This is a genomic window from Sorangium sp. So ce296 (assembly GCF_051529605.1).
Lineage (GTDB): Bacteria > Myxococcota_A > Polyangia > Polyangiales > Polyangiaceae > Sorangium > Sorangium cellulosum_D.
Genome location: NZ_CP150325.1, coordinates 251,851 through 274,924, shown reverse-complemented (window position 1 = coordinate 274,924; position 23,074 = coordinate 251,851). Strand labels below are relative to the sequence as shown.

At 72.8% G+C, this 23,074-nt stretch carries 13 protein-coding genes and 1 CRISPR repeat array (1 of these 14 cut by a window edge); of the genes, 6 read left to right on the top strand and 7 right to left on the bottom strand.

Going from position 1 to position 23,074, the window contains the following annotated elements; all coding sequences use genetic code 11:
- Nucleotides 1-346: a CRISPR direct-repeat array (repeat unit 36 nt; unit sequence GCTTCAATGGGGCCGCCGCTTTTCAGCGGCGGAGAG); it reaches 130 nt to the left of the window's first position.
- 711 nt (nt 347-1,057) lie between these two features.
- Entirely contained in the window at nt 1,058-2,326 is a 1,269-nt protein-coding gene (locus WME98_RS01090) for a hypothetical protein (protein WP_437949524.1), read from the bottom strand.
- 94 nt (nt 2,327-2,420) lie between these two features.
- Between WME98_RS01090 and WME98_RS01085 the strand changes: the two genes are divergently transcribed.
- Nucleotides 2,421-3,362 carry a hypothetical protein gene (locus WME98_RS01085; protein ID WP_437949523.1) on the top strand — a complete coding sequence of 314 codons (942 nt, stop codon included), beginning with the start codon at nt 2,421-2,423 and terminating at the stop codon, nt 3,360-3,362.
- A 27-nt stretch (nt 3,363-3,389) separates the two neighbouring features.
- Here the strand turns inward: WME98_RS01085 and WME98_RS01080 are convergent, their stop codons facing one another.
- Complete coding sequence (locus WME98_RS01080; protein WP_020737829.1) at nt 3,390-4,040, bottom strand: response regulator transcription factor; 651 nt, start codon at nt 4,038-4,040, stop codon at nt 3,390-3,392.
- Between the two features lie 1,262 nt (nt 4,041-5,302).
- Between WME98_RS01080 and WME98_RS01075 the strand changes: the two genes are divergently transcribed.
- Together WME98_RS01075 and WME98_RS01070 are read left to right on the top strand one after the other, a co-directional pair.
- The gene (locus WME98_RS01075; protein WP_437949521.1) at nt 5,303-11,089 is read left to right on the top strand and encodes an AAA family ATPase; all 5,787 of its coding nucleotides are present in this window, start codon (nt 5,303-5,305) and stop codon (nt 11,087-11,089) included.
- Between the two features lie 110 nt (nt 11,090-11,199).
- Nucleotides 11,200-12,921 carry an ATP-binding protein gene (locus tag WME98_RS01070; RefSeq protein WP_437949519.1) on the top strand — a complete coding sequence of 574 codons (1,722 nt, stop codon included), beginning with the start codon at nt 11,200-11,202 and terminating at the stop codon, nt 12,919-12,921.
- Between the two features lie 23 nt (nt 12,922-12,944).
- Here WME98_RS01070 and WME98_RS01065 read toward each other — a convergent pair whose 3' ends face one another.
- From WME98_RS01065 to WME98_RS01050, 4 genes are read right to left on the bottom strand one after another with little or no spacing between them, the layout of a single operon-like run.
- On the bottom strand, nt 12,945-14,585 hold the full coding sequence (locus WME98_RS01065; RefSeq protein WP_437949518.1) for an amino acid permease: 1,641 nt from the start codon (nt 14,583-14,585) through the stop codon (nt 12,945-12,947).
- Complete coding sequence (gene uca / locus WME98_RS01060) at nt 14,578-18,324, bottom strand: urea carboxylase (RefSeq protein ID WP_437949517.1); 3,747 nt, start codon at nt 18,322-18,324, stop codon at nt 14,578-14,580. Before uca ends, WME98_RS01065 begins: the two co-directional genes overlap by 8 nt.
- A complete protein-coding gene (locus tag WME98_RS01055) occupies nt 18,321-18,956 on the bottom strand; it encodes an urea amidolyase associated protein UAAP2 (RefSeq protein ID WP_437954155.1) in 636 nt (211 codons plus the stop codon). Before WME98_RS01055 ends, uca begins: the two co-directional genes overlap by 4 nt.
- 32 nt (nt 18,957-18,988) lie before the next feature.
- Nucleotides 18,989-19,837: an urea amidolyase associated protein UAAP1 gene (locus tag WME98_RS01050; protein ID WP_437949516.1), complete on the bottom strand. Its 849-nt coding sequence runs from the start codon at nt 19,835-19,837 to the stop codon at nt 18,989-18,991.
- 464 nt (nt 19,838-20,301) lie between these two features.
- Between WME98_RS01050 and WME98_RS01045 the strand changes: the two genes are divergently transcribed.
- Nucleotides 20,302-21,000 (top strand): TetR/AcrR family transcriptional regulator, encoded by a 699-nt coding sequence (locus WME98_RS01045; protein ID WP_437949514.1) that lies wholly within the window; start codon nt 20,302-20,304, stop codon nt 20,998-21,000.
- Between the two features lie 97 nt (nt 21,001-21,097).
- Nucleotides 21,098-21,661, top strand: coding sequence for an antibiotic biosynthesis monooxygenase family protein (locus tag WME98_RS01040; protein WP_437949513.1), 564 nt, complete (start codon nt 21,098-21,100; stop codon nt 21,659-21,661).
- Between the two features lie 150 nt (nt 21,662-21,811).
- Here WME98_RS01040 and WME98_RS01035 read toward each other — a convergent pair whose 3' ends face one another.
- Nucleotides 21,812-22,276: a cupin domain-containing protein gene (locus tag WME98_RS01035; RefSeq protein WP_437949512.1), complete on the bottom strand. Its 465-nt coding sequence runs from the start codon at nt 22,274-22,276 to the stop codon at nt 21,812-21,814.
- Nucleotides 22,277-22,364: 88 nt separating this feature from the next.
- On the opposite strand from WME98_RS01035, the gene WME98_RS01030 reads away from it, so the two are divergent.
- On the top strand, nt 22,365-23,045 hold the full coding sequence (locus tag WME98_RS01030; protein ID WP_061629290.1) for a TetR/AcrR family transcriptional regulator: 681 nt from the start codon (nt 22,365-22,367) through the stop codon (nt 23,043-23,045).
- Nucleotides 23,046-23,074: the final 29 nt, after the last annotated feature.

The window sequence follows — 23,074 nt, the reverse complement described above, 5'->3', positions numbered from 1 at the left end:
GGCGTTCATATGGATCGGCTTCAATGGGGCCGCCGCTTTTCAGCGGCGGAGAGTCGCTCAGCCTCCTTGAGCGGCGCTTGCACCGGCCGGCTTCAATGGGGCCGACGCTTTTCAGCGGCGGAGAGCTGCGCGTGACCGCGCTCCCAGCGGTTCACGCTGACGCTTCAATGGGGCCGCCGCTTTTCAGCGGCGGAGAGCGTCGAGGGGTATCAGGCGCTGCTGACCGATGCGAATTTGCTTCAATGGGGCCGCCGCTTTTCAGCGGCGGAGAGGCACCGGCGGAGTTCAGGATCGGGAACCCGGGATGCTCGCTTCAATGGGGCCGCCGCTTTTCAGCGGCGGAGAGAGGCCTCCCAAGCCTACCTGACGTTTCGCGTAGTTATACCACGGTTTGCGAGAGGTCCCCGCCGCCCCCCTCGCTCCGGCCGTCCGGGGGCGCCCCGCGCGCCCCCGGACATCCCGAAATCCATCGTCTTTTCAAACACCTGCCAGCCTTGCGAGCGCCCCCCGGTGTTTCCGCGTCACTCCACCGCTCGCAGCCGGTGCTCCCTCCCTCTTCATACCACGCCCTCTCCTCGTCTCGCCCAGCCCTTCCGTTCTCCCCGGCCCCTTTGCCGCTCTCTTCCCCACGTCCCCCGCTCGCCGCCCCGCCTCCTGCGCTGCCGCCCCCGCCTCGCCGCGCTCGTCCCCCGCCTCGCTCCACGTCGTCCCCGCCTCGTTCCACGTCGTCCCCGACCTCGCCGGACTCATCCCCCGGCCCGTCCGAGTCACCCCCCCGCTTCGCCCAGCTCATTCCCCGCGGGGCGCTCGCCTTCCGAGCCGGGGGCGTCCCCCGCCGCCCCGGGGGATCCCGCCGCCGTCCCCCGGCGACCCGCCGCCCGAGCCGGGGTCTCTTTGCCACGACGGCCGGCGCTCTTCCGCCGGACCCCGGCGCGACCTCCCCGAGCGCGGTCCTCCGCCCGCCGCACACGGAGCTCTCTCGGGCGCACCGGATCCGCCCGCCGCGCCGGCGCACCAGCACGCCATCTGCCGGCCCGCCGACCTGCCGCTCGTCGGCTCAGCGCCCCGCCGGGCCGACCCGCCGCTCCTCGGCCGGCCCCGCCGGCGTCTCGGTCGCCTCCACCACGAGCTCACCCCCGCGGGTCAGCTCATGCCAGCGCGCGTCCCGCGGCCCGGGCGGCGGGAGCCTCGGCCTCCCCGGGACCTCCGGCGCGGGCTTCGGCAGCACGCGGAACCACACGCGCCCGTCGTCCCGCACCTCCATCCGCGTCAGGTTCTGGTCGACCTCCACGTCGCGCACCAGCGAGAGCACCGGCCGAGCCGGGCGTTCCAGCGCCAGCTCCAGGCGCCCACCCGCCGAGGCCGCCGGCGAGATCGCGAGCAGCGCGCCCCGCCGGGCGCCGGCAGCGCCGCGACCCCGTCCGGCGCCGCGATGCGCCGCCACGCCTGCGCCGCGCCGAGCGGCAGCGGGCTGCGCACGAGCGCCAGCAGCGGCTCGCGTCCCTGCGCGCTCGCCGGCGGCGATCGAGCGCGGCTGGAACGCGGATCGCTTCCAGGTCTGCCCACAATCCAGCGAGAGGAACGTGTCCGGCGGCCCCGGGCGCTGCCCGCGTGACGGCGCCTCGACCACGGCCGCGAGCACGCCGTGGGGGCGCACGAGCACCGCGCGCACCCGCTTGCCGGGCGCGACGACGGCCGCGGTGAAGCTCCGGCCTTCGTCGGCGGAGACGCTGACGCGCTCGCCCGCCGCGGCGGCGACGAGGCCGCCGGCGGCGTCCCACGCGGTCGCCCCGGCGACGCCGCTCCGCGGCGCGAAGCCGTCGGGCCGCAGCGCGTCGTGGACCCCGGCGGCGCGGTGGAGCGCGCCGTCCGGCGTGGCCGCGTAGAGGGCGTCGTCCTGCGGGCCGGCGGTGCCGGCGGCGAGGCCGACCCGGCGAGGCCGACCCAGGTTGAGCGCGCGGGCCGCGGGCAGCTTCAGGGGGCCGACGACGCCGAGCTTCTCGTGGACGGCGAAGATGCCGGGTCCGCCCGCGGCGCTCGCGATGTCTCCCTTCGCGGCGGCGATCGAGGCGTGCTCGCCGACAGCGATCTCCCGGTGCTCGCGGAAGGGGTTCTGGTGGGCCCGCGCGCGGTCCTGCTCGGCGAGGGGCGGCTCGCACGGAGAGCCTCCTGCTCCACGTCTATCAGGCCTCCCGGCCGGTTCGCCAGGCGGGGCGCCGCCGTCCCGGTCGTGGGGCGCAGCGCGCAGGGATGAGGAGGGGGCGCCGTCGCCAGCTGCCTGGCTCCTCGACGCGCTGCCTGCGAGGCGCGAAGCGGTCACCGCCATGGCGCCGCCACCCGCCCGACCGCACACCTCCTCCGGAATCCCTCGCATTCAGCCGCCTGAATCCCTGGTACGCGATCTGCCATGGGCGCTGCGCATGGGAGATGCCGACATCACGTTGCGCCACCTCGCCCGACGGCGCCCCGAGGACCTGGTGCGCCCGTTCGTCGCCGAGAGCCGTCCCGTCGAGGTCCTCGGTTGGGTCGACAGCCAGGTCACGAACATCGAGCGCCGCCTCGACAAGGCTTTGCGCCTTCGGATCGGCGGTGAGCCGCGGGTGCTGCACGTCGAGTTCTGCTTCTCGCTCCGCGACGACGTTCCGGATCGCATCTTCGAATACCTCGGCTTCCTCTTCGCCGCGCTCCGCCTCGACGCCCCCGGCGAGCCGGTGCCGCCGATCGAGAGCGTCGCCGTGGTCCTCTCGGGGCGCAGGCGGCGCTTGCCGAACGCCGGGAAGCGCCGCATCGCCTGGCCCGGGCGGCCGTTCAGCGGCGCGCGCTTCCGCATCGACGCCGTCTACCAGCGCACGGTCTCCGAGCTGCGAGCGCGCGGCAGCGTGCTCTGGCTGGTATTTGCGCCGCTTGCACGTAACGCGACCGCGGCGGCGCTGCGGGAGGTGGTCGCGGAGATCCACGCGGGGGCGAAGGGCGCCGAGGAGCGGGCCGAGCTGTACACGGCGCTCCTGGTGATGGCGACCATCGATCCCTGGGGGCATACTCTGCTGAAGGAGCTCATCGCCATGGTGGAGGACAAGGAAGAAGGGCTGCTCCGGCGCACGCCGATCATCGGGGAGATGATCATCGAGGCCGAGCGACGAGCCGAGCAACGAGGAGAGCAACGAGGGGAGGAGAAGGCGATCGTCGCGCTGCTCGGTCGTCTCTTCGCGCGGCGGATCGGGCGACGGCCGACGGACGAGGAAGAGCGCTCGATCGTCGAGCGAGCCCGCGCGATCGGTCCGGGCGAGGTCGAGGATGCCTTGCTCGATCTCGAGGGCGAGGCGCTGGTCCGCTGGCTCGCGGAGCCCATGCGCCCATCGTGAACCCCCGCCGGGCGCGGCGCGCGGGCGCTACTCGCTCTTGAGCCAGCCCTGCTGGAGGGCGTAGCGCACGGTGTCCGCGCGGCTCGTGAGGCCGAGCTTCTCCATCGCCCGGACCTTGTAGGTCTCGACCGTGCGCGCGCTCAGGTCGAGGCGGGCCGCGATCTCCTTGATGGCGTGCCCCTCGGCGATGAGCCGGATCACCTCGGCCTCGCGCTCGCTCAGCTCCGAGGCCGAGCCGTGGTCGCCGAAGGTGCGGCCGACGACGCTCGACACGACGTGGGCCGTCATCGACGGGTCGAGGTACACGCCCCCGGCGGCGACGGCGTGGATGGCCCGGACCAGCTCCGCGCCGCGCGCGCCCTTGAGCACGTACCCCGACGCCCCCGCCTTCAGGAGCGGCTGGACGTTGGCCTTGTCCTCGTAGCCCGTCAGGGCCACCACCTGGACCTCCGGGCGCGCCTGCTTGATGCGCTCGGTCGCCTGCGCGCCGCCGAGCTTGGGCATGGTGACGTCCATCAGGACGATGTCCGGCCCGAGCTCCGTGACGGCCTCGACGGCGCTGAGCCCGTCCGCCGCCTCGCCGACGACCGTCATGTCAGGTTGCGCGTTGATCAACGCCTTCAGCCCGTCGCGCACGATCGGGTGATCGTCGACCACGAAGACGCCGAGCTTCGTCATGCCGCTCTCTCCATCAAGATCGGGGGTGGCCGGTCCTCCAGTCGCTCGAGCCTCCGAGGCGGCTCGTCGGAGGCGTGAGGGGCCGCGTCGGTGTCGGTGACCACGGAGCCCGACCCTAGCACGGGCTCGCCGGAGGCCTGAGGTTCCGGTCCGAATTTTCCCGAGACGCACGGCGCTCCGGGGCCCGTTGGCCGCCGGCGCGCCACGCTGGGACGTGCGTCGAGCCGGCGCGCGAGGGGCGGGAAGGGTAGGAAAAAATGAACAAATCTGATGGGTTACCGCCTTCATGGGGCGGTCTCCGGGCGGACGCGACCTCGATGCGTTGCCGCGTTCCGCCGGTGCCGCGTTGGGACCACCATGGGCGGCGCTGCGCCCGCGCCGCCCGTCCAGCCCCAGGTGGATTCGCCGTCTGGTCGACCCTCCTGCGGCGCAGCCGTTCCCTGAACAGAACCTCGGCGTGTGGCAGCGGCAGCACGACGGCCAGAACGGCTGGCAGCGTCTACCGGGCACGTGATGGAGCCCTCCGATTCTGCTCGCGCAACTCTTCGCGCCGCGCCCGCGGCGATGCGGGCTGCACGCGGCGTCGGCTCGCGTCCTGGATGCTGAAGCGTGGAGCCCCCGCGTTCCAGGAGCACGTGCACTGGGAGGAGACGATCGCCCAGCTCGTCACGCAAGGGCGCCTTGCGCCCGGTCAGGGCGGGCTCCTCGAGGCGGGCGATCTGCGCTTCGCGCAGCGTGGGGCTCTTCGAATCGTAGACGGAGCGGGGGATGCTGTCATTTGAGCATGAAGGCGGGAAGAAAATATCAATGATCCTCCCATCTTCATGGGGGACCTCTGTGGACAAATGAACAGCATCACCCAGCGCTATCCGCGAAGCGGAGAGCGTCCAAGGCGACGTAGGCGAGCCCTGCCCGCCCTTGCCCGCATGCCTCCTCGGCCCGAGCGAGGGAGCCGGGGAGGGGGGATCTGTCCGGGAACCTGCCGACGATCGCGCAATCTGGCGAAATCATTGGACTCGCAGGGCTTTCCACATGAATTGAAAGCGAGGGGATGGACGCGGAAAGGAATAGGGCGCGTGCGATCGACCTCATTCACGATAACGCGTGACAAGCGCCATCCCATCGTCGAGAATCAAACACCGAGTACGTTAGGGGGAGGTCCTGCACATGGGGCCTCTACACGGGAGGGTGGACATGTGCATCTCGCGAGCGGCCGAGGCCAAGAGCAACGCGCCTGTGATGCCAAGAGCAGCGCGCCTGTGATGCTGAAAGTTCCCTGCGGCGAGCCGGCGATCCCGCGCGCGCTCGCGAAGCCGGTCCTCGTGCCGGAGCCCTGGGGCGACACCTCGCTGGCGTGTGTGCTCGACCAGGGCCCGCTGCCGGTCGAGGTCGCGCTGCGCCTGGGCGCCGCGCTTGCGCGCAGCCTGGGCGAGGTGCATCGGCGCGGCCTGCTGCACCGCGATATCAAGCCGCACAACGTGCTGGTCGACGCCGAGCGGACGCGCACCTGCCTGCTCGACTTCGGGCTCGCGACCAGGTGGACGCCCAAGCTCGCCGCGCAGATGCCGCTGGAGGCGGTCTCCGGGACGCTGGCGTACATGGCGCCCGAGCAGACGGGCCGGATGAACCGAGCGCCGGACGCCCGGGCAGACCTGTATGCGCTGGGCGCCACGCTGTACCAGATGCTGACCGGCGCGCTGCCCTTCGACGCGACCGACACGCTGGAGCTGATCCACGCGCACATCGCCCAGACGCCCGTGCCCCCCCACGAGCGCGCGCCCGAGCGAGACATCCCCGAGGCCGCGAGCGCGATCGTGCTCAAGCTGCTGGCCAAGAGCCCCGAGGATCGCTACCAGACGGCGAGCGGCGCGGCCTGGGATCTGGAGCGGGCGGCGCGGGCCTGGGTCGAGACCGGAACGGTGGCGCCGTTTCCGCTGGCGAAGCGCGACTGGGACGATCGGGTCCGAGCGCCCTCAGGCCTGTTCGGTCGGGAGCGCGACAGCGCCGCGCTCGCGGCGCTGTTCGACCAGGCGTGCGGCGGCGCGACGGTGCTGGCGCTGGTGACGGGGCCGTCGGGCGTGGGCAAGTCGGCGCTGGTGCAGGCGCTGCAGGGCCAGGTGCGCGCGCAGCGGGGGATCTTCGCCGCCGGCAAGTTCGACCAGCTGCAGCGCAGCACACCGTACGCAGCGCTGGCGCAGGCGCTGCGATCGGTGGTGCGGCGGCGGCTGGCGGATCCGGCCGAGGTGCTGGACCGATGGAGGCAGGCCTTTCAGGAGGCCGCGGGGCCGAACGGGCAGATCCTCGTCGAGCTCATGCCCGAGCTTGCGCACGTCCTGGGCGATCCGAAGCCGCTGGTCGAGCTGGGGCCGATGGAGGCCAAGCGCCGCTTCCAGACGACGGTGCTGCGCTTCGTGCGGACGCTGGCCACGGCCGAGCACCCGCTTTTGCTGTTCATCGATGATCTGCAGTGGGCGGATGCGGCGTCGCTGGCGCTCCTGGGCGAGTTGCTGAAGGAGCCTGCGGGCCAGCACCTGCTGGTGGTGGGCGCCTACCGGGACGAGGCGGTGAGCCCAGAGCACCCGTTGAACGCGCTGCTTTCGAGCTCCACGGCCCCGGGCGCCGTGACCGGACGGATCGCGCTTTCGCCGCTGGGCGCGGAAGCGGTCGCGGCGATGGTGGCGGACATGCTCGATCGGCCCAAGGCCGAGGTGGAGGAGCTGTCGCGGCTGATCAAGGAGAAGACCGACGGCAGCCCGTTCTTCGTCGGGCAGTTCCTGCAGCTCTTGCACGAGCGGAAGCTGCTTGTGCGCGACGCGGAGACGGGGCGGTGGCAATGGCAGCGAGAGGCGATCGAGCGGGCGGGGATCACCGACAACGTCGTCGCGCTGCTGACCCGAAGGCTGCAGCGGCTGTCGCCCGAGCTGCAACGCGCGCTGCAGACGGCGGCGTGCGTCGGCGACCGGTTCGACGCGGAGCTCTTGGCGCACCTGCTCGGGCAGCAGGCAGAGACGACCAGCGCCCTCTTGGCGGAGGCGGTGCGCGAGGGCCTCTTGGTGCGCGAGGGCGAGCAGGTGGAGGAGGGGTACGCCTTCGTGCACGACCGGGTGCAGCAGGCCGCGTACGAGGCGCTCACGGCCGAGGAGCGGCTGTCGCTGCACCTCGGGATCGGCCGAGCGCTGCGGGCCCGCTACGGCGTCGCGTGCGCCGACGGGGAGCTCTTCGCGACGCTCTACCACCGCAACCGGGCCACGGAGCGGCTGACCGAGGCCGCGGAAAAGCGCGATCTTTTGGAGCAGAACCTGCGCGCCGGGCAGCGGGCCAACGCCAGCGCGGCTTACGCGCAGGCCGTCGCGTTCCTCGGGACGGCCGCGTCGCTGCTGGGCGAGGAGGGGTGGACCGAGGCCCCGGAGACGACCTTCGAGGTGCACCTGGTCATGGCCGAGGCGCACTGGCTCGCGGCGCAGATCGACGAAGCGGAGCGGCTCTTTCTGCGCTGCCTCGAGCGAGCGCGGGACCCGCTCGCGCGCGCGCGCGTGGCCAGCGTCTTGATCGTGTTTCTTCATGTCACCGACCGCTTCGCGCAGGGCATCGAGCTCGGCCTCTCGGCGCTGGCGTGGCTCGGGCGCCCGCTGCCAAGGACCCCGGAGGAGCAGCAGGCGCTGTTCGACGCGCTCATCACCGAGATCGAGCCCGCCCTGCAGCAGATGACCGTCGAGGACTGGAAGGCGCTGCCGATGAGCACCGACCGCGCCCACGCGCTGCGGTGCAGGATCCTGGAGGTGCTGGGGCCCTGCGCCGCCTTCTGGATGCCTTCGCTGAGCCGGTGCTGCTGGCCGATGCTCGTGCTGGAGACGCTGCGGTACGGGCTGACGAAGAGCTCGTTCGCGGGCTGCGTGTGCACGGCCTTGCTCCTGGCATACCTCCTGGGGAAGCTGCCCTTGGGGCGCCGGCTGAACGAGCCCATGCTGGCGCTCGTCGATCAGTACGACGTCGCGCGCGCCGCCGCGCGCTTCAACTCCACGGTGGCCGCCATGTACTGGACGCCGCCTCCGAAGATGAGGGAGCTGTACGCGCGCGCGGCGCGCACCGCCGCCGAGGAGCGCGACCTCGTCGCCGAGGCGTTCAGCGAGATCCACGGGGCGATGTTCCAGCTGATCGCCGGAGATGACCTCGATCGGGTCACGCGCGACCTCGACCGCATGGCCTACCGCGACCCGATGGCCGTGGACTTCCGGAACGTCATTGCCCGCTCGGTCGCCGCGCTCTCGCAGGCTCCGACCGCGCACGCCGTCGAGCAGACGCTCGCGGAGATCGCGCGACCCGCGCGAGACGCGACAGCGATGGCGCTCCTGACCGCCACGATGGCCATGGCGGGGTGGACCGGGGTCCATTTCGGCGCTGACGCGTGGGCGGTCGAGGCGGTCCTCGCCGTCGAGTCGGAGTGGCAGGTCTCGTGGGGCACTCCCATGCTCATCGCCCTGACGTTCGCGCTCTGTGTCGCCGGAGCGCATGCCCTCCCCACCGCCACCGCCGAGCGGCGCGCGCTGCTCGAGGCTCGGCTGGCCTTTCACGGCGCGCGCCTCGCCCTCTGGGCCCAGGGCTGCCCCGAGAGCTTCGAGGCCGTGCGCCTGCTGATGGAGGCGGGCCGCGCTCGCGCCCGGGAAGAGCACGAGGAGGCCGGGCGGCTGTACGACCAGGCCATCGAGCAGGCCCGCGACCATGATCTGGTCAACACGGAGGCGCTCGGCTTGCGCTTGGCCGGCGAGCACCGCCTCGCCCGCGGGCACCGAGCCCTGGCCCGCGCCTATCTCTCGGCCGCGCACGACGCCTACCTGCGCTGGGGGGCACGCGCGGCCGCCGCGCGGCTCGCCCAGCGGTACCCGGACAGCATCGCGGCCTCGGGCCGCCCGGCGCTCGCGGCGGACGAGCCGCCGGGTGGAGCGCCCGTGCCGACGAGCACGACCATCACCGACCGCGCGCTCCACGCGTACCTGGACATCGCCTCCGCGCTGCGCGCCGCGCAGGCGCTCTCCGGCGAGCGCAACCTCGGCTCGCTCGTCGGCCACATGCTCCGCCTGCTCGCCGAGCACTCCGGCGCCGAGCGCGCCGTGCTCGCCCTCGTGCAGGGTGGCGAGCTCGTCATCGCCGCGCTGCTCACCGTCAATCCCCAGCAGGTCGAGCTGGCGCTCGACGAGCCCGTCGCCGGCTCGACGCGGCTGCCGGCGACGCTCGTGCAGTACGTCGCGCGCGGCAAGGAGCCGGTGGTGCTCGGGCAGGCGGCGTGCGACAGCCGCTTCGACGAGGACCCCTACCTGCTCGCCCACCGGCCCGGCTCGGTGCTGGCCGTGCCGCTGGTGCACCAGGGGCGCCTCTCCGGGGTGATGTACCTGGAGCACCCGAGCGTGGAGGACGCCTTTCCCCAAGCCCGCGTCGAGCTGGTGACGCTCCTCGGCGCGCTGGCGGCGACGGCGGTGGAGAACGCCACGTTCTATACCGAGCTCTCGGCCTACAGCGAGCGGCTGGCGCGCGAGGTGGAGCAGCGCACCGCCGAGCTGGAAGCCGCGAAGGAGGCGGCCGACCGCGCCAGCCGCGCCAAGAGCGAGTTCCTGTCGAGCATGAGCCACGAGCTGCGCACGCCGCTCAACAGCGTCCTCGGCTATGCGCAGCTGCTCGGCCGGCTGCCCGACCTGCCCGCCAAAGCCGCCGACGCTGCCCGCATCATCCACACCGCCGGCACGCACCTGCTCAGCCTCATCAATGACGTGCTCGATCTGGCCAAGATCGAGGCCGGCAAGCTGGACCTCCACCCGACCGCGGCCGACCTGCCCACGCTCCTCCGGACCGTGACCAATCTCTGCCGGGTGCGCGCCGAGGAGAAGGGTCTCTCGTTCGCTTACGAGCGTGTCGGCCCCGAGCGGCTGGGGGTGCGCGCCGACGAGAAGCGGCTGATGCAGGTGCTGCTCAACCTGCTGGGCAATGCTATCAAGTTCACCGAGCACGGCGGGGTGACGTTGCGCGTCGAGGTGCTGGAGCCGCCGGAGGACCAATGGCGCACGGTGCGCTTCCAGATCAAGGACACCGGCCCCGGCATCGCCCCCGAGCACCTTGGGCGCATCTTTGATGCCTTCGAGCAGGTCGGCGACGAGAAGCGGCACGCCGAGGGCACCGGGCTCGGGCTGACGATCACGAAGAACCTCATCGAGCGGCTGGGCGGCAGCATCGAGGTCGATAGCCAGCTCGGCCAAGGCACGGTCTTCACGGCGACGCTCCGGCTGCTCGAGGCGACCACGTCCCAGAGGAGCGCGGGGCTGTCGTGGGAGGCGATCATCGGGTACGAGGGCGAGCGCCGCACGATCCTCGTGGTGGACGACAACGCCGAGAACCGCGCGCTGCTGCGCGACTTGCTCCAGCCGCTTGGCTTCGAGCTGCTGGAGGCCGACAGCGGCGAGCGGGCGCTTGCGCTGGCCCTCGACCGAACGCCGGACGTCATCTTGATGGACCTGGCCATGCCGGGCATGGACGGGTACGAGGCGACACGGCGCTTGCGGCAAAGGCCCGAGCTCGCCAGAACCGCGATCATCGCCTCGTCCGCCAGCATCTCGGAGGCCGATCGGCACAAGAGCCTCAGCGCGGGATGCGACGACTTTCTGCCCAAGCCGGTGCAGGCCGGCGCCCTTCTGGAGCTGCTCCGAGGCACGCTCCAGCTCGAGTGGCAGCGCCGAGCGGGGCAGGGCGCGGCCGTGACCATGCCCCTCATGGCCGATGCGGAGCTCTGCACGCTCACCCTCCCACCGGCCCACGAGCTGGCGCGGCTCGTCGAGCTGGCCGACAGAGGGTTCGTCTCCCAGGTGCTGAACGAGCTCGATCGGCTCGAGGAGGCCGACCCGCAGCTCGGGGCGTGGATCGGGCAGGTGCGCGCGGTGGCGCGGAGCTTCCAGATCAAGCGGCTCCGCGGTCTGCTCCAGGCGCAGCTCCGATACATCACGGCAGCTCCCCTGATCGTGCAGCCCGACCAACAGCAACGGCGAGCGCGTCGAGGCGAAACCTAGTGGGTGAATGTGTGAAAAGGTTGTCGCGACCGGTGCACGCTGGCGCCGCTTTGCCATCGTCTCCGATGAACAGAACCTCAGACCCTGGTGTCCCGTCGTATACCATCCTGATGGTCGACGATGTGCCGGAAAGCATGGCCGCGACAGTCGCTCAACTTGAAGAACGAGGCTTTCGGGTGGCGATCGCTCAAGATGGCGAAGATGCGTTGGAGCGGGCCGAGCTCATTTCCCCCGATCTGATCCTGCTCGATGTATTGATGCCGGGAATGGGCGGCTTCGAGACGTGCCGGCGTCTGAAAGCGTCTGAAAGCACCAAAGGCATCCCGGTGGTCTTCATGACCGCTCTGGGAGAGACGGCCCAAAAGGTGGCCGGGTTTGAGGCCGGCGGCGTCGATTACGTTGTCAAGCCGTTGGAGATCGACGAGGTTTTGGCGCGAATCAAGGCACACCTGGCCTTGTCTGCGATGCGCGCGGAGCTCGAGGCGCAGAACGTGCAGTTGCGGCAGGAAATCGAGAAGCGCAAGCGATTGGAGGCCGAGCTGCGATGCGCCCACGATATGCTGGAGCGGAGAGTGGCGGAGCGCACGTCCGAGCTCGCCGCGGCCAATGATCTCCTGAAACAAGAGATCGGCGAGCGTAAGCGGGCCGAGGAGACCTTGCGCGAAAGCCAAGGCCTGCTGCGGGCTATCATCGATAATTCGACGGCCATGGTCTACGTCAAGGACCTGCAGGGCCGATACCTGCTGAGCAACCGCCGTTTCAGGCAGCTGTGCCACGCGACCGTGGAGTCGATCGTCGGCAGGACCGACCACGAGCTCTTCCCCCCAGAGCAGGCCGAGAGCTTCCGCTCGTTCGACAGGCGGGTGCTGGAGGCCCAGCAGCCCCTGGAGGCCGAGGAGGTGGTGCCGCAGGACGACGGGATGCACACCTATATCTCGGTCAAGTGTCCCCTGTTCGACGCGGAAGGCATGCCCTATGCTGTGTGCGCTATCTCCACGGACATCACCGAACGCAAGCGGGCGGAGGAAGAGCGGGAGAGGCTGTTGGCCAGCGAGCAGGCGGCGCGTTCCAAGGCCGAGACCGCCGACCGACTGAAGGACGAGTTCCTCTGCACGCTCAGCCATGAGCTGCGAACGCCATTGACGTCCATCCTCGGCTGGGCGCATATTCTCCTCCGTACGGCCAAGTCGGACGCAGCCACGGTGGAGCGCGGCCTCAGGGTCATCGAGCGCAACGGCATGGCCGAGCTGGGGCTCGTCGAGGCTCTACTCGACGTCTCCGCTATCCTCTGCGGCAAGGTGGACCTGAAGCCGCAGCCGGTCAGCCTGGCCGAGGTCATCCAGGCGGTCCTCGACACTGTAACTCCAGCCGCGGAAGCGAAGGGCGTCTGCATTTCGCTGTCGCTCAGCTCAAAGACCAGCAGGGTCTGGGGTGATCGCGGCCGCCTGGAGCAGGTCGTGAATAATTTACTGAGCAACGCCATCAAATTCACGCCCTCTGGCGGGCGCGTGGATGTGTCGCTAGAGGAGGTGGGAGCGACGTCTCAACTCCGCATCAGCGATACGGGCGAGGGGATAAGCGCAGATTTTCTTCCCCATGTGTTCGAGAAGTTTCGCCAGGCAAACAGCTCGACCACGCGCTGGCGCCGCGGGCTTGGCCTCGGGCTCTCAATCGTGCGGGATTTGGTGATGATGCACGGCGGAGAGGTTCGCGCCGAAAGCGCCGGAGAGGGTCGGGGCGCGGTGTTCATCGTCGACTTGCCTCTGATGCCGGTGGTCGAGGAGACCGCTGCTCCGCGTTCGACCGATGCAGGGGAAGCGCGCTCGGTCTAGCGCGGGTGACGTGCCAGCCCGCCTCAGGAGATCAGCGACGCCGAGCTCTCCCGCGGCGGGCTGACGGCGACCCGCTCTCCGCTCGGCCTCTGCGTCGCCGCGAACACCGCGAGCCCCACCGCGATCGTGCCGGCGACCCCGATCACCGGGAAGTACTCCATCCACGTCGACTCGCCGTCCCGCCGCGGCCACGCGATGTTCGCGATGAGCGCGACCCCCCACGCGACGGCCGCGACGTTCAGCGCGAGCCCGGCGCGCCCGAGGGAGAACACCCCCGCCGGGGCCCCGGAGCTGCCCGGCCACCCGCGCAGCCGGCGGAGGAGCATCCCCGCCGTCACGAGCAGGTACGAGAGGTTCACGAGCAGCACGGCCGTCTCCGTGATGAGCACGAACAGCTGCGCCTCGCCGTAGTTCACGACGAGCATGCCGCACGCGAGCGCGCCGACCGCGATCGCCGGAGCGACGGGCGTCTTCGTGCGCGGCGACACGCGCGCGAGCGCCGGCGCGCACGGCAGCGCCCCGTCCCGCGCCATCGAGAACGCGAGGCGCGAGGCGCCGGTCTGGATGGCCAGCGTGCAGACGCACACCGCCAGCGCCACGTCGACAAGGAACACCTTGCCCAGCGTCGGGCCGAGGGCGCTCACGACCACGTAGGCCAGGCCCTCGGTCGCGAGGCGGCCGTCGGTCAGGCTCGGCGCCGCCATCAGCGCCGCGAGCAGGAGCAGCGCGCCGCCCACCCCGGAGGCCACGACGGCCTTCAGGATCGCCCGCGGGATGATCCGCCGCGGGCTCTGCGTCTCCTCGGCCAGCGACCCGGCCGAATCGAAGCCGTAGAGCACGTACGCCGGCATGAGCGCTGCCGCGAGCAGGCCCGCCGCCCCCGTGCCGAGCGGCGGCGACGGCCCGTAGATCGGCTCGAGCACCACCGCCGGACCCCGCACCGCGTGCAGGAACAGCGCCCCGATCAGCAGCACGACGCCGCCGAGCTCCGCCATCACGCCGACGTCGTTGACCCAGGCCATCGCCCGCACCCCGGCCATGTTGATCGCCGTCGTCAGCGCGACGAGCCCCGCGCCGAGCAGCACGGCGTTCGCCGCGCCGTCGCGCGACGTGAGCGACGGGTCGCCGCCGAGGAGCTGGAACCCGCCCCAGACGCTCGGCAAGATCGCCTGCAGCGCGATGGCCGCCGCGGCGACGCTCACGACGTCGCCGACGAGCTTCAGCCAGCCCGCGAGCCACCCCGGAGCGCCGGGCGACACGCGGCGCCCCCACTGGTAGGCCGAGCCGGCCACCGGGTAGTGCGAGCCCACCTCGGCGAGGTTGAGCGCGACCGCGAGCTGCCCGAGGAAGACCACCGGCCACGTCCAGAAGAACCGCGTCCCGCCGAAGGCGTAGCCGATCACGAAGAGCTGGAAGACGGTCGTGAGGATCGAGACGTACGAGAAGCCCGCCGCGAAGGCCGACAGGCTCCCCAGGTCGCGCCGCAGCTCCTGGCGGTAGCCCAGGCGCGCGAGGTCGTCGGCGTCGCTGCCGCCTTGCGCCGGATTGCCCGCGCCGAGGGCGCCGTACGCTGCCGAGCCCGCGCCGAGCGCGCCTTGCGCCGCGGTGCCCGCGCCGGCCGCGCCGCGGTGGTCCGGCGTCCCTGTCGAGATCGGATCACGCATGGGCCGACACCCCCACGAGCGGCTGGCCCGCGCTGACCATCTGGCCCGGGCGGCAGCCGATCCAGTCGACCGCGCCGGCCACGTCGGCCACCACGGCGAACTCCATCTTCATCGCCTCGAGCACGGCCACGCGCTGGCCCGCCTCGACGCGCTGCCCCGGCGCCACGTCCACCTTCCACACGCACGCGGTGAGCGGCGCCGTCACCGGCAGCATCCCGGCCGGCAGCGCGTCCTCGTCCGCCGACGAGGCGCCCTCGAGCCGGGCGCCCGCGCGGCGCACGCGGTCGAACTCGCCGTCCGCCTCCCAGCGGCCGCGCTCGGCGTCGAACGCCGCCCGCTGCCGCGCCCGGGCCGCGCGGATGCTGTCGGCGTTGTCGTCGAGGAAGCGGTGGTGCTCGCCCAGGTCGAACGTCGCCTCCTCGATGCGCACCTCGCCGCGCCCGGCCACCATGTCGGCGCGGAGCTCGAGCAGCTCCTCCGGCGACACGAGGTGGAAGCGGAGCTGGTCGAAGAACCGCAGGAGCCACGGCCGCTCGCGCGTCGTCTGCCGGAACGGCCGGTGGCGGCTCCAGACCGGCACCGTGCGGCCGAGGAACTGGTACCCGCCCGGCCCCTCCATGCCGTAGATGCACAGGTACGCGCCGCCGATGCCGACCGCGTTCTCGGGCGTCCACGTGCGCGCCGGGTTGTACTTGGTCGTGACCATCCGGTGCCGCGGGTCGATCGGCGTCGCGACCGGCGCGCCGAGGTACACGTCGCCGAGGCCGAGCACGAGGTAGCTCGCCGCGAGGAAGAGCTCCTGGACCGCCGCGATGTCCGGCAGCCCGTTGACCCGGCGGATGAACTCCAGGTTGCTCGGGCACCACGGCGCGTCGTCGCGGACCGTGCGCATGTAGCGCTCGATCGCCTCGCGCGTCGCCGGGTCGTCCCAGCTGAGCGGCATGTGGACGACGCGGCTCGGGATCCGGACCTCCTCCGGGGCGGGCAGGTCGGCCTCGGCCTCGCGGAGCAGGTCGAGGGCCTTGGCCACGGTGAGCCGCGCGCCGTCGACGTGCACCTGGAGCGAGCGGATCCCGGGGGTCAGGTCGACCACGCCGGGCACGCGCATCTCCTCGAGCCGCGTCATGAGCAGGTGCGCGCGCACGCGCAGGTCGATGTCGAGCACCGGCGGCCCGAACTCGACGAGCACGTACCGGTCGCCGCTCTGGCGGAAGACGACCGCGGGCCGGCCGTCGCGCGCCGGGACGCGGCCGAGCACCGGCTCGCCGCGCCTGCGCCGTGCGCTGCCCGATCCCGCGGCGGCCGCGCCGTCGGCCGCGTGCGCCGCCGCGCCGTTCGTCGTGCCGTCGGCCGCGCGCGCCGCCGCGCCGTTCGTCGTGCCGTTGGCCGCGTGCGCCGCGGCGCCGTTCGTCGCGAGCCCGCGCCGCGTCACGAGCTCGTCGCTCCGCCGCGCCAGCGCGTCGGCCTCCGCGGGCAGGATCGACCGGAACCGCACCTTGTCCCCGGCGCTCAGCTGGCCGAGCTTCCACCGCTCGGCCGCGGCGACGGCGAGCGGACACACGAACCCGCCCAGGCTCGGGCCGTCGGGCCCGAGGATGACGGGCATGTCGCCGGTGAGGTCGACCGCGCCGATCGCGTACGCGTTGTCGTGCAGGTTCGAGGGGTGCAGCCCCGCCTCGCCGCCGTCGGTGCGCGCCCACGCCGGCGCGGGCCCGACGAGGCGGACGCCGGTGCGGGCCGAGTGGTAGTGCACCTCCCACTCGGCCGAGTAGAGCTGCTCGATCCCCTCGTCCGTGAGGAAGTCCGGCGCCCCGTGCGGCCCGTCGAGCACGGCGAGCTCCCAGGACCTGTCGATCTCCGGCCGGGCCTCGGCCGGCAGCGCGCCGGGGGCGAGCGCCGGGTCGACCTCCTCGCCGAGGCGCAGCACGTCGCCCGGGCGGAGCGGCCTGCCCGCGTGGCCGCCGAAGCCGCCGAGGGTGAACGTGGCGCGGCTGCCGAGGTGCGCCGGCACGTCGATGCCGCCGCGGATGAGCAGGTAGGCGCGCGCGCCCGGCCCCCGCACCGGCCCGCACGCCACGGTGGCGCCCGGCGCGACCTCGACCGGCGTCCACGGCGCCACCTCGGCCCCGTCGACGAGCACGCGCATCGCGGCGCCCGCGACGCACAGGACCGCGCGCCGGTGGAACACCAGCGTGGGCCCGTGCACCTCGCACTCGAGCCCCGCGGCGCCGGCCGGGTTGCCCACGACGCGGTTGCCGAGGCGGAACGACAGGTCGTCCATCGGCCCGCTCGGCGGCACGCCGACCGACCACAGGCCGAGCCGCCCGGGCCAGTCCTGCACGGTCACCGCGCCCGGCGCCGCGGTCACCTCGACCGCCTCGGGGCGGAACGGCAGCGACGCGAACGTGCCGGTGTGGTGCCGGACCCCGCGGAAGTCGGGGTGATCGAGCGCGGCCGCGACCCACTCGCGGTTCGTCTCGATCCCGCCGAGCCGGGTCTCCCCGACGGCGGCGCGCAGCGCCGCGACCGCCGCGGCCCGGTCCTCGCCGCGCACGAGCAGCTTGGCCAGGAGCGGATCGTAGAGCGCCGAGACCTCGGTGCCCGTCTCGACCCACCCGTCGACCCGCACGCCGGCGCCCTCGGGGTAGCTCACCTCGGTGAGCAGCCCCGCGCTCGGCAAGAACCCCCGCGCCGGGTCCTCGGCGTAGAGCCGGGCCTCGATCGCGTGGCCCGAGAGCGGCGGATCGCCGCCCTCGAAGAACGCCGTGTCGCCGGCGGCGATGCGGAGCATCCACGCCACGAGATCGATGCCGGTGCAGAGCTCGGTCACGCCGTGCTCGACCTGGAGGCGCGTGTTGACCTCGAGGAAATAGTGCTCCGCGCGGGCGGGATCGACGAGGAACTCGACGGTGCCCACGTTCCGGTAGGCGACCTTCGCGGCGAGCGCGCGGGCCGACTCCGCGAGCGCCGAGCGCAGCCGGGGCGGCAGGTCGGGTGCGGGCGCCTCCTCGAGGACCTTCTGGTTGCGGCGCTGCACCGAGCAGTCGCGGTCGCCGAGGACGAGGACGTTGCCGCGGCCGTCGCCGGCGATCTGGACCTCCACGTGCCGGGGCGCCGTCAGGAAGCGCTCGAGGAACACGTCGCCCGAGCCGAAGTTCGCGCGGGCGAGGCGCTGGACCCGCTCGAACGCGGCGGGGAGCTCCGCCGGCGCGTCGCACCGGGCCATCCCGATGCCGCCGCCGCCCGCGCTCGCCTTGAGCAGCACGGGGTAGCCGATGGCCGCGGCCTCGGCGGCGGCGTGGTCCGCGTCCCGGAGCACGCCGGTGCCCGGCAAGAGCGGCACGCCCGCCTCGATCGCGAGCTCCCGCGCCCGGTGCTTGCTCCCGAACGCCTCCATCTGGGCCGGCGTCGGCCCGATGAAGACGATGCCCGCGGCCTCCACCGCGCGGGCGAAGTCCTCGGATTCGCTGAGGAATCCGTAGCCCGGGTGGATCGCGTCGGCGCCCGCGCGGCGGGCGGCGTCGACGACGGCGTCGATGCGCAGGTAGCTCTCGGCGGGCGTCTGGCCGCCGAGGCGGACGGCGTGGTCGGCGAGGCGCACGTGGAGCGCGGCGCGGTCGGCGTCGGAGAAGACGGCGACCGATGCGATCCCGAGGCGCCGGAGGGTGCGGAGGATGCGGCACGCGATCTCGCCGCGGTTGGCGACGAGGACGCGGCGGAAGGGCGGGGGGGCGCTCACGGCCGCACCACCGCCATGCGGATCGGGGTCGGGTTGAAGCCGTTGCAGGGGTTGTTGATCTGCGGGCAGTTCGAGACGAGGAGCAGCAGGTCGAGCTCGGCGCGGAGGTCGACGTGCTTGCCGGGCGCGGACAGGCCGTCGACGATGCCGAGGGTGCCGTCGGCCTCGACGGGCACGTTCATGAACCAGTTGACGTTGCCGACGAGGTCGCGCTTGCCGAGGCCGTACGGCGCGGCGGCCATGAGGAAGTTCTCGACGCAGGCGTGCTGGTGCTTCGTGTGGTGGCCGTAGCGGACGGTGTTCGACTCGCACGAGCAGGCGCCGCCGGAAGTGTCGTGCCGGCCGCAGCTGTCGTCGGTGATGGTCATCATCACGCGGCCGCGGTTCGAGCGGAGCTTCGCGCCGGTGGTGAGGAAGATGTTGCGCTGGGCGACGATGGTGTCGGCGGCGCTGTAGCGCTCGGCGGTGTCGGCGAGGACGTAGGCGAGGAAGTCGACGGCCTGGTTGCCCTCGAGGTCGATGACGCGGAGGATCTCGCCGGCGCGGACGATCTTCGCCCACGGCGCGCGGGCCGGGACGATCTCGTCGGAGAGGAGGGCGCCGGGCAGGCCGGCGAGGGCGGGGTCGCGCATGGCGGCGACCGGCTTTCCGGGGGCGGCGGGGCTCATCGCGCGGCTCCTGCCCGGAGGGCGACCGCGAGCTCCTCGGCGGTGTTCTCGAAGGCGCGGCGCGCCTCGGGGGTGGCGTTGCGCACGGGGTCGTCGTCCGGGGCGGGGCGGCCGCGCCAGGCGGTGAGGCGGACCTTGCCGGCGCGGTAGGCCGGGCGCGGGTCGAGGCGGTGCGGGACGGCGGCGACGCTGACGAGGACGTCCTGCTCGGCGCGGAGGAGCACGTGGGCGCCCGGCCGGGACGCGTCGGGGAGGAAGGTGATGGCGCCGTCGGCCTCGATGCGGACGCCCTTGAAGAGGTTGATGGGCGTGGGGAGGTCGCGCTCGGCGAGGCCGTGCTTGGCGAGGGCGAGGAGGAGCCGCTCGCGGCCGGAGCGGAGGGCGCCGCCGTGGGCGTCGCTGCCGTAGCGGGAGGCGATCTCGCCCGGGAGCGAGGTGCCGCAGAAGGTGTCGTGGCGGCCGGCGGTGTCCTCGAGGAGGGAGGCGAGGGCGCGCCCCATGTCGGAGAGGAGCAGGTAGCCGGGGCCTGGATAGGCCTGCCACTGGAGCTTCACGGTGTCGGCGAGGCAGAGCCGCTCGATGGGGCGGTCCGCGCGGTGGAGCATGAGGGCGACGCAGGTGTCGCCTTCGACGTCGACGATCCGGAGCCGGCTGCCGACGGGGAGCGTGCGCGCCGCGTAGCCGCCGGCGCCGAGGGTCTCGTCCCAGAGGACGTCGCGCGCTTCGACGCCCGGGGGCGGGTCGCCGATCGACGTGCTCGGCACGGTGGGTTGCGTCTCGACGACGCTGCCTTCCTGGGCGCGCGCGTGCGCGCGCGCGGCATACGTTGTGGCCGTTTCAGACATCGCCCGCCTCACTTTCGATAGAGAATCGAAACTACGGGTCGACTATCCGGGGGCGGGGTTTCCGGCCTGTTTCGCGGGGGTAAAATGCAGGGTGCGGGCGATTTTTCCCGGTGGCGGCGCGGGGGACCCCGCGGCCCCAACCTGGGTGCGCGGCATCAACCTGGGTGCGCGCGGCCTCAACCTGGGTGCGCGCGGCCTCAACCTGGGTGCGCGCGGCCTCAACCTGGGTGCGCGCGGCCTCAACCTGGGTGCGCGGCCTCAACCTGGGTGCGCGCGGCCTCAACCTGCGCGACCTCAACCTGGGTGCGCGGCGGGAGAGCGGCTGGCGCAGGGACGCGAGCGCGGATAGATCAGCGCGACGGCCACCCCGGGAGACGATGAAGACGGAGATTCCCCCTGCTCAGAGCGCCGAAGGAAGGCAGAGCGCCGAAGGCAGTCAGAAGGCCGAAGGGAGCCCGCGCCGCATGGGCCGGCCGCGCAAGGCGCCGCAGCGCAGCGAGCTCGCGCCGCGCGAGCAGATCCTGGAGGTGGCGGGCCGGCTCTTCGCCGAGCGCGGGGTCGTCGACGTGTCGATGCTCGAGATCGCGCAGGCGGCGGGGCTCCGGCAGTCGTCGCTGTACTACTGGTTCCGGCGCAAGGAGCTGATCGTCGCCGAGATCTTGCAGCAGGTGAACCGCCTGCCGCTCTCGTACGCGCGCAGGCTCGAGGCGAGCGGCGGCGCCGCCGACGTGCAGCTCTGGCGCTTCGTGCGGTTCGACGTGGAGACGGTGTGCGGCTTCCCGCTGGAGATCACGGAGATCCACCGCTTCAGCGAGCGGGATCCGGAGGCGTTCGCGACCTACTGGGCCGAGCGGCGCGCGCTGACCGAGGCCGTGGCGGCGATGATCGGGCGCGGGGTGGGGGAGGGGACGTTCCGCGAGGTCGACGCCTACCTGTGCGCGCTGACGGTGCTGGCGCAGGACGAGAGCGTGCAGAACTGGTACCGCCCCGGGGGGGCCGGGCGTATCCACCCGCTCGTCGCCGGCGACCCTGCCGCGCTCGGGTACCGGCCGGAGCAGATCGCGGAGCTGGTCGCGGACCAGACGGTCGGGGGGCTCCTGGCGCGGCCGTCGCGGCTCGCGGCGCTGCGGCAGACGGCGGTCGCGGCCGACGGGGAGGGGTAGCGGGATAGCCCTCCTTCCAGAACACGGCCACCACCCCGGGCGCTGCGTGCCCATCGGAGATCGCCCGGTCGCGACGGTCTCGTGCATACTCGGCCCCATGACCGCCCCCGCTCGACCGCAATACGCCTCGGGCCGCGCCCCTCTCGCGCTGGCCGCGCTGCTCGCCGCATGCGCCGTGCTCGGCTGCGCGTCCCCCATGGAGCAGACGCCGCCAGCCTCCCCGGATCCCGCCGTAGCGGCCGCCCCGGCGCAGCCCGCCGCAGCCCCCGCGGCGCCGCCCGCAGGCCCCGCGCCGCCCGCCGGCCCCGCGGCGTCCGCCGCCACGCCGGCGCCGTGCGCGGCGCGCGTCGCCCGCGTGTGGCACGGCCGCACGCCGAGCGACAAGGCCGAGGCATATACGGCCTATATCTCGAGCGCGCTCCCCAAATTCCGCACCATCCCGGGGAACCTCGGCTATCAGCTGATGCGCGAGACCGTGGGCGCGGAGACGCACTTCATGGTGATCAGCTACTGGAGGTCGCGAGACGACATCCGCGCCTATGCCGGCGACGACATCCGCAAGACGCGCCACCTCCCGCGCGACGCCGAGTTCCTCATCGACCCCGAGCAGACCGTGGTGAACTACGATCTCCCGGTGATCGACCTCGACTGCCCGAAGTGAGCGGCCCCGGACACGACGGTGGGGCGGGGCGGAGGAGCGACGATCGATTCTCCACGGCGTCGCCGTGGGCGAAGAGCTCGGCGCCGTGGCTCCCGTGCCGCCCGTAGCCGTAGCGGCGCCTGCCATCCGATGTGCCGGCCAGCGAATCGCTCAACGTCGGCGGGCGCCTGCCTCCACGTCGCTCCAGACGGCGTTGCCGTCGCTCGGCGTCACGAAGAGCACGCACACATCGTCGGCGATGTGCCCCGAGTGCGCCGCGCCGCGCGGGATCAGCAGCGCTTGACCCGGACCGACCTCGGTCACCTCCGTCGTGCCGTCAGGCAGGTTGACCGTGAACGTCGCGCGCCCGCGGAGGATCACGAGGAGCTCGTCGCCGCCGTCGTGTCGCTCCCAGGAGCCGTCGGTGCTGCCCGCCGCCTTCGTCACGACACCGACCATGCAGGGGCCGCTGGCCGCGTACGACCCGAGGATGCGCGGCGCGCCTGGATGCGTCGGAGGGTCGATGGCGCCGGCGAGCTCGAAGGCGATCACGCCGCGCGTCCGCGCGCCGCCGCCGGCGTGAGCGCCGGTGACCGGCGCGGCGGGGCCGTGGGTCTCGAGAGTCGTGGTCTTCATGATGAACGTTGCCTCCTGCGTGGGGTTGAGTCAGTCTACGAATGTTGATTCGTGTTCGCTATTCGCGTTGATGGAGGCGCGCTCTGCGATGGGCACACACGAGACAAACCCGCGTAAGACACCGCGTCAGACGCGGTCGCGGGCGACCGTCGACGCGATCGTCGAGGCGACGATTCGCGTTCTGCTCGCCCGTGGGTACGACGGGACGACGACGATCGCGGTGGCGGCGCGCGCCGGCGTCAGCGTCGGGTCGCTCTATCAGTACTTCCCGAACAAGGAGGCGCTGGTCGCGACGCTCGTCGAGCGGCACGCCGCCGCGATCGTGGCGCGCGTCGAGGGCGCGCTGGCCGAGGCGGATCCGGCGGACCCGGAGGCGGCCGTGCGCGCCTTCGTGCGCGCCGGGCTCGATGCACAGCGGATCTCACCGGCGCTGCACAAGATCCTGATCGAGCAGGTGCCGCGCGTCGGCCGGCTCGCCGAGGCGGCGGAGACGAGCCGCAGGCTCGCGGTGTTGCTCGAACGCCACCTGGCGCCCCACCGCGCGCGCCTCGCGGTGCCCGACGTGCGGATCGCTGCGTTCGTGGTGGAGACCGCTCTCGAGGCGCTCGGGCACCGCGTGATCATCGAGGAACCTCATCTGATCGGCACGGCGCAGCTCGAGGCCGAGGCCACGACCCTGGCGCTCGCCTACCTCTTCGGGCCCCGCGCACCGCGTCGGAGGTCGGGCGCCCTGGCGGCGACGCGACCCAGGTCGACACGGCCTGTCTGACCCGGCTGACGGGCGCGGCCCAGGTCGGA

Bases quoted from the DNA above. Each gene is read 5' to 3' on its own strand.
- WME98_RS01055 (WP_437954155.1), bottom strand. From the start codon at position 18,956: ATGCGCGACCCCGCCCTCGCCGGCCTGCCCGGCGCCCTCCTCTCCGAC.
- WME98_RS01045 (WP_437949514.1), top strand. From the start codon at position 20,302: ATGGGCCGGCCGCGCAAGGCGCCGCAGCGCAGCGAGCTCGCGCCGCGC.
- WME98_RS01040 (WP_437949513.1), top strand. From the start codon at position 21,098: ATGACCGCCCCCGCTCGACCGCAATACGCCTCGGGCCGCGCCCCTCTC.
- WME98_RS01090 (WP_437949524.1), bottom strand. From the start codon at position 2,326: ATGGCGGTGACCGCTTCGCGCCTCGCAGGCAGCGCGTCGAGGAGCCAG.
- WME98_RS01085 (WP_437949523.1), top strand. From the start codon at position 2,421: ATGGGAGATGCCGACATCACGTTGCGCCACCTCGCCCGACGGCGCCCC.
- WME98_RS01075 (WP_437949521.1), top strand. From the start codon at position 5,303: ATGCTGAAAGTTCCCTGCGGCGAGCCGGCGATCCCGCGCGCGCTCGCG.
- WME98_RS01065 (WP_437949518.1), bottom strand. From the start codon at position 14,585: ATGCGTGATCCGATCTCGACAGGGACGCCGGACCACCGCGGCGCGGCC.
- WME98_RS01080 (WP_020737829.1), bottom strand. From the start codon at position 4,040: ATGACGAAGCTCGGCGTCTTCGTGGTCGACGATCACCCGATCGTGCGC.
- WME98_RS01030 (WP_061629290.1), top strand. From the start codon at position 22,365: ATGGGCACACACGAGACAAACCCGCGTAAGACACCGCGTCAGACGCGG.
- WME98_RS01050 (WP_437949516.1), bottom strand. From the start codon at position 19,837: ATGTCTGAAACGGCCACAACGTATGCCGCGCGCGCGCACGCGCGCGCC.
- WME98_RS01035 (WP_437949512.1), bottom strand. From the start codon at position 22,276: ATGAAGACCACGACTCTCGAGACCCACGGCCCCGCCGCGCCGGTCACC.
- WME98_RS01070 (WP_437949519.1), top strand. From the start codon at position 11,200: ATGGTCGACGATGTGCCGGAAAGCATGGCCGCGACAGTCGCTCAACTT.